Here is a 10,471-nt window from a genome sequence, read left to right on the forward strand (position 1 = left end):
CCTACCGGCACGCTTTCATGCGGTAAGTTAGGAATACCCAGCGTCAGTTCATTAATCTCAGCCAATAAAGTATTGAGTTCCGCTTTCGCCGCGTCCAACTGTTCGCCCAAATCTGACACTTCAGCCAGTAATGGCGCAATGTCCTGCCCCTGACTTTTTGCTTTACCGATGGATTTACTTCGCGTGTTGCGCTCATTCTGCAGCTCCTGCGTTTTAATTTGCAGGGCTTTGCGTTTTTCTTCAAGGGCATTAAAAGCTTCGACATCCAACTTAAAACCACGGCTGGCCAGACGCTCGGCCGTTGAGTCAATGTCACTACGCAAACACTTTGGATCTAACATGTGAGTTTCTTTATCCTTTGGTTAATTCCACGGCAAGCCAGGCTGCAAGCAGGCATGCACATACATTCAATACAATGTTGGCCAGGGCTTTAAGCCACAGCCCATTTTCTAATAAGGTGAGGGTTTCAATAGTAAAGGTTGAGAAGGTGGTTAATGCACCTAACAGCCCTACCCCAATTAACGCGCGGTAAGGTTGTTCCGCCAAATCGCCGCGTTCGATAAACCCGTACAAAGTCGCCAGTAAAAATGAGCCGACCACATTGACGGCAAGTGTACCAAAGGGCAAGGCTTTTCCAAACCAGGAATCCACTAAACCCGTAAAGAAAAAGCGCAGACACGCGCCTACTGCACCGCCACTGGCGACAAAAAGATATAAAGTCAGAGTATGCGTCATGAAGGCTTCCGTTTTTGATGACTGTGAAGATTGAGTTCGTCGAGATAATCGCGCTTGGCTTTGAGGGCTTTTTCCAGCCCGCGCTCGCTGGGAGAATAATAGCGGGTATCGGCCAATTCAGGCGGTAGATACACCTCACCGGCTGCAAATGCGTTAGGTTCATCATGGGCGTATCGGTACTCTGCGCCATGGCCCATTTCTTTTAATAGTTTGGTTGGCGCATTGCGCAAATGCACCGGCACCGGGTAATCAGGATGTTCACGGGCATCACGCATAGCTTGTTTAAAGCCCACATAGACCGCATTGCTCTTTGCAGCCAGCGAACAGTAAACTGCGGCCTGAGCAATGGCGCGCTCACCTTCGGCAGGCCCTACCCGGTGATAAACATCCCAGGCGTTTACCGCTATTTGCATGGCACGTGGATCCGCATTACCAATATCCTCCGACACAATTGCCAGTAGCCTACGGGCCACATATAAGGCATCACCGCCACCATTTAATATGCGAGCATACCAGTACAATGCCGCATCGGGGTCTGATCCCCTTACCGATTTGTGAAACGCTGAAATTAAATCGTAAAAGGTATCGCCTTGTTTGTCGTAACTGGCCACTTTCTCGCCTACGGCCTGTTCGATGTCTGTCAGGGAAATTTCAGCGCCTTCGGTAAAATCACTGGCCAGTTCCAGGTAGGTAAGCAATCTGCGGCCGTCTCCGCCCGATAAGCCTATCAGGGCCGAGCGGGCATCGTCGGCTATCGCCAGCTTTCGCTCGCCCAGGCCTTTTTCTGTGTTGCCCAGCGCGCGATCAAGCAGGGCGCTTAGCGCGTCTTCATCGATGGCCTTCAGTACATACACGCGCACTCTGGACAGTAACGCGTTATTAAGTTCAAACGAGGGGTTTTCCGTAGTTGCCCCAACAAAGGTGACCAAACCGGACTCAACAAAGGGTAAGAACGCATCTTGCTGAGACTTATTAAAGCGATGTACTTCATCAACAAACAACAATGTACGTTCGCCCATAGACTGGTTTTGTTCAGCCTGGTCAACCGCCGCTCGAATGTCTTTAACCCCGGAGGTAACAGCAGACAACCTGACTACCTGAGCTTGGGTGTAACGAGCAATTAACTCAGCTAGTGTGGTTTTGCCGGTGCCGGGAGGCCCCCATAGGATCATAGAGTGACAATGCCCGGATTCGAGCATTTTACGCAGTGGCTTACCCTGCCCAACCAGATGTTGCTGCCCAACATACTCGTCCAGATTTTGCGGACGCATACGGGCTGCCAGCGGCTCGTATTGTTGTTGGGCAAATAAACTCATGAACGCTGGTCGTCCAGCATAAATCCGTCAGGTACAGCAACGGAAAACTGCTCCGGAGAGATCACCGCATTGAATTTGCGACCGGTAAACTGAATGACACTTTGTTGTTGCTGGCTGTCCAGCATCACCAGGCCAGCCAGACCGGCTTCATCAAACTGTACAGTGAGCGTACGAATTTGTCCGTTACCCGACAAGGGCGACACATTAAACGCGTTGTCGTCTACCTGGGTAATACTGTATTGCTGCCAGATTGCTTCGCTGTTGCTCGTGAGCAGTACCATAGGGTTATTCTCGATGGCCTGTTGTTGAGACATAACTGTCACTTGCTCAACAAAAAAGTCGACATGCCACACAGATTCACCATCGGCGATCAGTGACGTTTCGTCGGGCATGGCTGTTTCCCAACGCAACTTGTTAGGGCGCGTCATTGTAATAGCGCCCTGGGCTTCATGCACAGCCGTGCCCTGTTCGTCTTTTACGGTTTGGCTAAACGCTGCCGTGAATGACTTCAATCCAGACAGGCGTGCTTTCAACAATTCAGCATCATCGGCAACGGCTTGTCCGACAATCATTAACTGGCTCAACACCAACAACTTAATTAGGTATTTTTTCATAACTGTCCTGTATTAATCTCGGGGAGCAGGCGGCGCTAATACTTCGCGGTTACCGTTATGCCCTGCAGCACTAACGACACCGCTTTGTTCCATTTGTTCAACTAAACGCGCGGCCCGATTGTAACCAATTCTGAATTTACGCTGCACGCTGGACACCGAAGCTCTGCGGGTTTCGGTAACAAAAGCGACGGCTTCGTCATAGAAAGCATCTATTTCCTGATCGGCGCCCTCGGGTTGTTCGCCGGGCAGCAGAATTTCCGCGCCCATTTCAGGGTTCAGAATTTCATCGATGTATTCTGGTTTACCGCGTTTCTGCCAATCGGCGACTACGGCATGCACTTCATGGTCGTCCACAAACGCACCATGCACCCGTGTAGGTACCGGACTACCCGGCGGCAGATACAGCATATCACCCATACCGAGCAGTGTTTCTGCACCCTGCTGATCAAGTATGGTCCGCGAGTCAATCTTACTGGATACCTGGAACGCTATCCGTGTAGGAATGTTGGCTTTGATCAAGCCGGTGATAACGTCAACAGACGGACGCTGTGTCGCCAGAACCAGATGGATCCCGGCAGCCCGTGCTTTTTGTGCGATACGAGCAATTAGCTCTTCAACTTTCTTGCCCACAATCATCATCATGTCGGCAAATTCGTCAACCACCACAACAATAGCGGGCAGTTTGCCTAAATCCGGCGCTTCAGTTTCCATACTGTCTTCTGAACGCCATAACGGGTCCTTAATTGGCTGACCATCTGCAATGGCCTGAGTCACCTTGGCGTTGTAACCTTTCAGGTTCCGTACCCCAAGGGCAGACATGAGCTTGTAGCGACGTTCCATTTCACCCACACACCAACGCAACGCGTTAGCGGCTTCCTTCATGTCTGTCACCACTTCAGCAAGCAGATGCGGAATCCCTTCGTACACCGACAATTCCAGCATTTTCGGGTCAATCATGATCATGCGAACGTCTTCTGGCGTCGACTTATACAGCAAGCTCAGAATCATGACGTTAACACCCACTGATTTACCCGAGCCCGTGGTACCGGCAACCAGCAGGTGAGGCATTTTAGCCAAATCAACCACCACGGGCTTACCGCTGATATCTGCGCCCAGCACCATTGTCAGCGCTGAGGGGTTAGACTGGAAGGCATCTGCGCCAATTACCTCACTCAAGCGCACCATTTCGCGCTTTTTGTTTGGTAACTCAAGTCCGATAACAGATTTACCTGGAATAACTTCGACAACACGCACAGAGGTTGCCGACATTTCACGCGCTAAGTCTTTGGACAAGCTGGTTATTTTGCTGACCTTAACGCCTGGCGCGAGGTCAATTTCAAAACGTGTGATCACGGGGCCAGGGTAAACACCCACCACCGACGCCTCAATGTTAAAGTTAGCCAGCTTTTCTTCTACCAGGCGTGACACAATATCGAGTTCTTCCTGAGAAATTGGATTCTCGTGTTTATCGGCGCGTTCCAGCAGATCAAATGACGGCATTGGGCCTAAATCGGCTGTGTCCTCGCCTGTTTGTTCTGCTGACGGACTTTCCACAGGCTTGGAAACAGCCGGTTTTACCGGCTCAGCCGCTTTTTGAACCGCGGGTTCAGGTTTGTTATTGCTCTCCCCTGCCCCACTGCCCAGGTCGGTAAAATTCACTTTCTCCGAGGTGCTTTTCACTGCTGGCGCGGGTTTATCATCATCGTCAATATGGAACGGAGGCAAATCATCGCTGATGTCGTCGTCCAGATCGGCCGCGAAAACTTCATCAGGAATCGTCATGGTCGGTTCACTGCGTTCATTTATTCGCGGCGCGCGTTTTTCAGGTTCCGATGGTGGTTCCGCACGCAGGCTGGTTATGTTTAAATCGTCATCTTTTGGCGACGCTTTTTCAGATTTGTTCGGTAACGATAAGATTGGCATATTTAACGCCAACAGTTTTTGCGGACCGGCAATGGCTTTTTGGCTCGCCCAAATGGTACTTTCACCCAGCTTATCGATAATCAATAACCAGGAAATGCCCGTCATTAGCGTGAAGCCGACGCAACAGAAACACAGCAGCAACAATATAGTACCGGGTGTATTAAAATACGGAATCAACGCTGAGCTAATCACATCGCCAACTAATCCGCCGGCACTGAAGCTAAACAGGTCATCGAAATTAATGCTGGCAATACCACTCAAACCGAGTAACAGCAAAAGACCGCCAACAATACGCAGCCCAATAGTCAGGTAGTCCAGCTCGCGCCAGGATTTGACGTGATGAAAGACAAACCAGCCCAGAAAGGCACTGCAAAAAGGCATGATGTATGCCAGATAGCCGAAGGTGAAAAACAGTAAATCAGCGGTCCAGGCACCAGTAGGCCCTACCCAGTTGTGCACGTTCGGTTGTAAGCCAGCCTGACTCCAGCCCGGATCGCCCGGGTGAAATGACGCCAGCGCCAAAAGTAAAAAGAACGCCAGAGCACAGGCAATGATCATACCTGTTTCCCATATGCGTTGAACGCCTGAAAGTCGCACCATATTCCCTAAAATTCTCTGTTCGTTTGCCTCTTTGGGCATACTGTCATTATTTTATTTGCTTTGCGCTAAGCCGGTATCTGCTAAAACCTTTATCAGATGCCGTTACAGATTGTTATATCACACTTGTTACGACAATGACGTGTTAGCGCACTTGTATACATGCTTAATTACACTTTTTGTGTGTACACACTCATTGTTGCCAGCAATATCTGCGCCTGATTGTAACAGTATGCGGTATGTTACCCTGTATAAGTAATCAGCTATCGCGCTATTTTGTATTAATTCTAAGACTATTGGTACTTTTAACTTCTTCCATTACCACATAAGTCCGCGACGCACTTACGCCTGGCAAACGAAGCAGTGTATCCCCTAATAATCGCCGGTAACTCGACATATCCGCAACCCGGGCTTTTAACAGGAAATCAAAGTTCCCTGAAACCAGGTGACACTCTTGTATATCATCGTGTTGCTGAACCGCAGCTGAAAATTCGGCAAATATATCCACCGACGTTTTCGATAGTGTAATTTCAACAAACACTAACATGGCCGCGCCCAGCTTCTGTGGGTCGAGCACGGCGTGATAGCCTTTTATGTAGCCCTGGGACTCTAAACGCTTAACCCTTTCTAAACAAGGACTTGGGCTCAATCCTACCTGTTTGGCTAATTCTACATTAGAAATACGACCGTCTTTTTGCAATACAGAAAGTATATTTCTATCAATGCGATCGAGGTGTTTCGGTGTTTTTACCAGCATATTATATTTTGCATAATCAAATTTACTCAAAATATAACACTGCAAAGTATGAAATTACAGCAGATATATTTCTAAATCATTGGCTATACTCAGCATCTTTATTGAACAACCCAAATTGAGACGGGGAAAAGCATGTTAGTTGGTGTACCAAAAGAAATAAAAAATCATGAATACCGCGTAGGCTTAACACCGGCGGCTGTGAAAGAGTTTGTCGCGCATGGCCATCAGGTAATGGTAGAAACAAATGCAGGTACGGCAATTGGTTTTACGGACGAACTATACCAAAACGCTGGCGCTATGATCGTTGATACTGCAGAGCAAATTTTTGCTGAAGCAGAAATGATTGTGAAAGTAAAAGAGCCGCAGCCGTCTGAATGTAAACAACTGCGCAAAGGTCAAACGCTGTATACCTACCTGCACCTTGCACCGGACCCGGTTCAAACTGAATTATTGATTGCATCAGGCGCTACCTGTATTGCTTACGAGACCGTAACAGACAGAAACGGCGGCTTGCCTTTATTAGCACCAATGAGTGAAGTAGCTGGTCGTATGTCAGTACAAGCAGGTGCACATTATCTCGAAAAAGCCCATGGCGGCAGCGGCACGCTGTTAGGTGGTGTACCGGGTGTTGCTCCGGGCAAAGTCCTGATAATCGGTGGTGGCGTAGTTGGTACACAAGCAGCTAAAATGGCGTTGGGCCTGGGTGCTGACGTTACCATTCTCGACCGCTCTCTGCCTCGCTTACGCCAGTTAGATGATATCTTCAATGGTCAGGTTAAAACCGTGTATTCGACGGTTGATGCCATTGAGCATTATTCTGCCAATGCGGATTTGGTTGTGGGTGCGGTACTTATTCCGGGTGCAGCTGCGCCTAAACTACTGAACCGTGAACACATCAAAAACATGAAACCAGGCTCTGTGCTGGTAGACGTTGCCATTGACCAGGGTGGTTGTTTTGAAACCTCTAAAGCCACCACTCACCAGGACCCTGTTTATATCATTGACGACGTAGTTCACTACTGCGTTGCTAACATGCCTGGTGGCGTAGCGAGAACATCAACCATGGCGCTGAATAACGCCACACTGCCATTTGGTCTTGCTCTGGCTAACAAAGGTCCTAAGCAAGCCATGCTGGAAGACATTCACCTGTTAAACGGTCTGAACGTTCACGAAGGCAAAGTGACTTACCAGGCTGTTGTTGAAGCCTTGGGTGAACAGTTGGGTATTACCTACACGCCGGCATTGGATGCATTGAGATAACCAGCCATTACCAAATTGTGAATTGATAAAGGGGCTGTCATGCCCCTTTTTGTTACGCCCTGTCATTCTACTTTTCTGCTGAATGCCTGTGGTTACGATAATAATCGTTAACCCTACGACCATATCACTCTGCTTTGCAGAAAATGCGGTAAATTCCGCCTAAAATAAAAAGGCCACTGCGAACAATGGCCTTAATCTGAGTTATTCCACGTACACAATTGTGGTGAATCTTATTGAATAGACTCGTTTACTCTGGCCAGCGTCGCTAATGGATCGTCAGCCTGCGTAATCGGCCGGCCCATAACCAAATAGCTGACGCCTGCCTCGATGGCGTCTACCGGCGTCATAACGCGTTTTTGGTCACCAACGTCTGCTCCCGCAGGGCGAATACCCGGCGTAACCAGTAAGAACGATTCAGGCAGTGATTTACGTAGCATAACGGCTTCTTTTGCGGAACACACTACACCATCGAGGCCAGAGTCGGCAGTGAGTGCTGCCAGTTTCGCAACCTGCTCTGCAGGGGTAACGCCGGGAACAACATCGTTCAGTTGGTCCTGGTCCATACTGGTTAACACCGTGACGGCGATAAGTTTTGTTTGTGGGTGTGACGAGCTTTCAATAGCCTGTTTGGCTTTACGCATCATCTCTGCACCGCCGCTGGCATGTACATTCACCATCCACACGCCCATCTCAGCAGCCGCTTTACACGCTTTGGCTACCGTATTGGGAATATCGTGAAACTTAAGATCCAAAAAGACATCGAAGCCTTTATTAATGAGTGATTTCACAAACTCCGGGCCAAAAAGAGTGAACATTTCTTTGCCCACTTTCAGCTTACAGGCCGAAGGCTCGAGTTGTTCAACCAGTTGATTGGCTTGTTCGACATTGTCGAAGTCCAGCGCTACGATGACGCGAGCATCTTGTGTCACAGTCTTCTATTCTCCGTCTAATCCACGAATGGGATGTACTACACCCCACTTTTTACATGATGGGCATAACCAATAAAGCTTACGCCCGGAAAACCCACAGCTCTTGCAGCGATAACGTGGGCGTTGTTGAATTTGTTTTCCAACCAATTCAGCCAGGTGCTGATAGGTCTGCTTGGCGTCGTTGTCGGTTGTGTTGTCGCTATACAATTGCATTAGCCGATGGAAACCACGCATGGTCGGTGTTTTCTGCAACTGCGAAAACAAATAGTCAGCGGCTTGTTGATTGCGATTCTGATTCACCATAATGGTGACCATTGCCAGATACGCCGTAGCGCTTTGCACCCAGTGTGTATTTAGCAAGGTTTCAAATTTATCCCAATCCTGGGTTTGTTCAGTGATCTTCTGAATAACAGGGATAGCCTCGATAAACCAGTCTTCTTCCCGTTTGGCAACCTGCAGTAAATAATCAATGGACTCATCATAACGACCTTCGTCGAAGGTGACCTGCCCTAACATTAACCAGGGACGCGTGGCATGTTCGTCGGCATTTACGGCCTTTTGTAACAATGCCAGTGCGGATTCTAAATCTTGTTTATCCAGTTCGATTTGAGCTTGCTCACAATAAAAATGGGCGAGCTTTGTGCGAACTACTTCGTTGTCTTGCAGCATTTTTTCTGCCAGCGCAATCGCCCTTTCCCACTCTTTTGTGGTTTGGTAAATAGCAAACAGTTGTTGTTGGGCGAAATCAAAATGCTTATCGCTGGAAAGTAACTTAGCAAACGTGTCTTCAGCGCGCTCCAGAAAGCCCGCCTGCATATAATCCCGGCCCAACTCCCGTAACGCGGTTTCTCGCTGGGTCGATTGTAATTCATCACGGCTTACCAGGTTTTGGTGAACCCGAATTGCCCTGTCAATCTCGCCACGATGACGAAAGAAATTGCCCATGGCGATGTGGGTTTCAGCGGTGTCGTTATTCAAGTTGATCATCTTGATCAACGTATCGACCGCTTTGTCTGGTTGATCAGACAGCAGGAAATTTAAGCCGCGATAGTAATGTTTGGAGAGAATGCTGGATTGTTTACGTTGCGCTTGCCTAACGCTATTTCGCCCCATGATATAACCATAGCCGGCTGCCACAGGAAGCAGCAAAAAGAGCAGCTCTAGCATGGGAATTATTCTTTCTGCAGTCTGTTGAGTTTAGCTTGCAGCCTGATCACTCTTACGCGTAGCGTTAGCCAACTACTCAATACCGCCAACACGCCAACTACAACCCCAAGACCAACTGCTATGGCAATCAGACTGGCAATGGTCATTTCAGTTTTGGCGATCAGATAATTTACCGAGATAACTGCATCATTTTGAGAGCCGACCGCGACGGCCAGAACCAACAATACAATAATGCAAAGAAAAAACACTAAGCCTTTCAAAAAAGCAATCCCAACAGAATACAATAATAACAGGATAGCAAAATGCTTACCCTGTTACAGTATGGATATACAAAAAAAGCACTGACAACAGTGCTTTATTTTATTTGGTTCAGGCTATTGACGCGTTTACCCGGTCACGTAGCTCTTTACCAGGCTTAAAGTGAGGAACGTATTTACCGTCCAGTTCCACCGTTTCGCCAGTCTTTGGATTACGACCGACACGGGGTGCCCGATAATGTAGTGAAAAACTACCAAAGCCGCGGATTTCAATGCGATCACCCTTCTGCAGGGTTTGCGCCATCTGCTCCAGCATTTCTTTGATAGCTGATTCAAGCTCTTTCGCCGGGATATGGCGAGCCTGATCAGCGAGCCGCTCAATTAGTTCAGACTTGGTCATGGTAACCTCTTTGTCATCGTCGATATGAAACAGCTTACATCAGTAAACACACGGTGCAAAGCACTTGTCTTAACACCGTGCGTCAGATGCTACAAAAGGTGATTACTCGCCTTTCGCCGCTTTAAAGGCTTCAGCCATTGCGTTAGCAAAACCAGCGTCTTCTTGCTGATTTACTTTATCGATAGCTTCTTTCTCGTCAGCCTGGTCTTTTGCTTTAACAGACAGGTTAACTACGCGGTTCTTACGGTCAACACCGATGAACTTAGCTTCGATTGAGTCGCCAACGTTCACTTCTTCAGAAGCGTCTTCTACGCGGTCGCGAGACAAGTCTGCAACACGGATATAGCCTTCAACTTCTTCAGCCAGGTTAACAGTAACACCTTTAGCATCAGCTGCGGTAACTGTACCAGTAACGATAGCACCTTTCTTATTATCTGTCAGATACTTGTTGAAAGGATCTTCTTCGATTTGCTTAACGCCTAAAGAAATACGCTCACGCTCTGGGTCGACTTGCAG

Annotated in this window: 11 protein-coding genes and 1 pseudogene; 1 reads left to right on the forward strand and 11 read right to left on the reverse strand. The window is 48.4% G+C overall.

What is annotated here, in order from left to right; genetic code table 11:
* The 6 genes and pseudogenes from AC4MRN_RS16100 to lrp form a co-directional block, all read right to left on the reverse strand.
* A pseudogene (locus tag AC4MRN_RS16100) lies at positions 1–341 on the reverse strand (serine--tRNA ligase); the annotation flags it as partial.
* Between the two features lie 10 nt (positions 342–351).
* Positions 352–735 (reverse strand): fluoride efflux transporter CrcB, encoded by a 384-nt coding sequence (gene crcB, locus AC4MRN_RS16105; protein WP_073324599.1) that lies wholly within the window; start codon positions 733–735, stop codon positions 352–354.
* On the reverse strand, positions 732–2,051 hold the full coding sequence (locus tag AC4MRN_RS16110; RefSeq protein ID WP_491203851.1) for a replication-associated recombination protein A: 1,320 nt from the start codon (positions 2,049–2,051) through the stop codon (positions 732–734). Before AC4MRN_RS16110 ends, crcB begins: the two co-directional genes overlap by 4 nt.
* Complete coding sequence (gene lolA, locus AC4MRN_RS16115; protein ID WP_073324601.1) at positions 2,048–2,665, reverse strand: outer membrane lipoprotein periplasmic chaperone LolA; 618 nt, start codon at positions 2,663–2,665, stop codon at positions 2,048–2,050. The genes AC4MRN_RS16110 and lolA overlap by 4 nt, the downstream gene beginning before the upstream one ends.
* 12 nt (positions 2,666–2,677) lie before the next feature.
* Complete coding sequence (locus tag AC4MRN_RS16120) at positions 2,678–5,188, reverse strand: DNA translocase FtsK (protein WP_491203852.1); 2,511 nt, start codon at positions 5,186–5,188, stop codon at positions 2,678–2,680.
* A 268-nt stretch (positions 5,189–5,456) separates the two neighbouring features.
* Complete coding sequence (gene lrp / locus AC4MRN_RS16125; protein WP_073324602.1) at positions 5,457–5,942, reverse strand: leucine-responsive transcriptional regulator Lrp; 486 nt, start codon at positions 5,940–5,942, stop codon at positions 5,457–5,459.
* A gap of 132 nt (positions 5,943–6,074) precedes the next feature.
* Between lrp and ald the strand changes: the two genes are divergently transcribed.
* Positions 6,075–7,202, forward strand: a complete 1,128-nt coding sequence (gene ald, locus AC4MRN_RS16130) for an alanine dehydrogenase (RefSeq protein WP_073324603.1) — start codon at positions 6,075–6,077, stop codon at positions 7,200–7,202.
* Positions 7,203–7,432: 230 nt separating this feature from the next.
* On the opposite strand, the gene pyrF is transcribed toward ald, so the two are convergent.
* The 5 genes from pyrF to AC4MRN_RS16155 all read right to left on the reverse strand — a co-directional run.
* Positions 7,433–8,131, reverse strand: a complete 699-nt coding sequence (gene pyrF, locus AC4MRN_RS16135) for an orotidine-5'-phosphate decarboxylase (RefSeq protein ID WP_073324604.1) — start codon at positions 8,129–8,131, stop codon at positions 7,433–7,435.
* Positions 8,132–8,137: 6 nt separating this feature from the next.
* Entirely contained in the window at positions 8,138–9,298 is a 1,161-nt protein-coding gene (gene lapB, locus AC4MRN_RS16140) for a lipopolysaccharide assembly protein LapB (protein ID WP_255053220.1), read from the reverse strand.
* A gap of 5 nt (positions 9,299–9,303) precedes the next feature.
* Positions 9,304–9,558, reverse strand: a complete 255-nt coding sequence (locus AC4MRN_RS16145) for a lipopolysaccharide assembly protein LapA domain-containing protein (protein ID WP_073324843.1) — start codon at positions 9,556–9,558, stop codon at positions 9,304–9,306.
* Between the two features lie 109 nt (positions 9,559–9,667).
* Complete coding sequence (gene ihfB, locus AC4MRN_RS16150) at positions 9,668–9,979, reverse strand: integration host factor subunit beta (RefSeq protein ID WP_255053223.1); 312 nt, start codon at positions 9,977–9,979, stop codon at positions 9,668–9,670.
* A gap of 78 nt (positions 9,980–10,057) precedes the next feature.
* Positions 10,058–10,471, reverse strand: a 414-nt coding sequence (locus AC4MRN_RS16155; RefSeq protein ID WP_491203853.1) for a S1 RNA-binding domain-containing protein, incomplete at its 5' end; no start/stop codon positions are given.

It is taken from the genome of Marisediminitalea sp. (assembly GCF_984433645.1).

What these genes read in the sequence shown, in the direction of transcription:
- crcB (WP_073324599.1), bottom strand. Translation starts at nt 735, where the DNA reads ATGACGCATACTCTGACTTTATATCTTTTTGTCGCCAGTGGCGGTGCA.
- AC4MRN_RS16110 (WP_491203851.1), bottom strand. Translation starts at nt 2,051, where the DNA reads ATGAGTTTATTTGCCCAACAACAATACGAGCCGCTGGCAGCCCGTATG.
- lolA (WP_073324601.1), bottom strand. Translation starts at nt 2,665, where the DNA reads ATGAAAAAATACCTAATTAAGTTGTTGGTGTTGAGCCAGTTAATGATT.
- AC4MRN_RS16120 (WP_491203852.1), bottom strand. Translation starts at nt 5,188, where the DNA reads ATGGTGCGACTTTCAGGCGTTCAACGCATATGGGAAACAGGTATGATC.
- lrp (WP_073324602.1), bottom strand. Translation starts at nt 5,942, where the DNA reads ATGCTGGTAAAAACACCGAAACACCTCGATCGCATTGATAGAAATATA.
- ald (WP_073324603.1), top strand. Translation starts at nt 6,075, where the DNA reads ATGTTAGTTGGTGTACCAAAAGAAATAAAAAATCATGAATACCGCGTA.
- lapB (WP_255053220.1), bottom strand. Translation starts at nt 9,298, where the DNA reads ATGCTAGAGCTGCTCTTTTTGCTGCTTCCTGTGGCAGCCGGCTATGGT.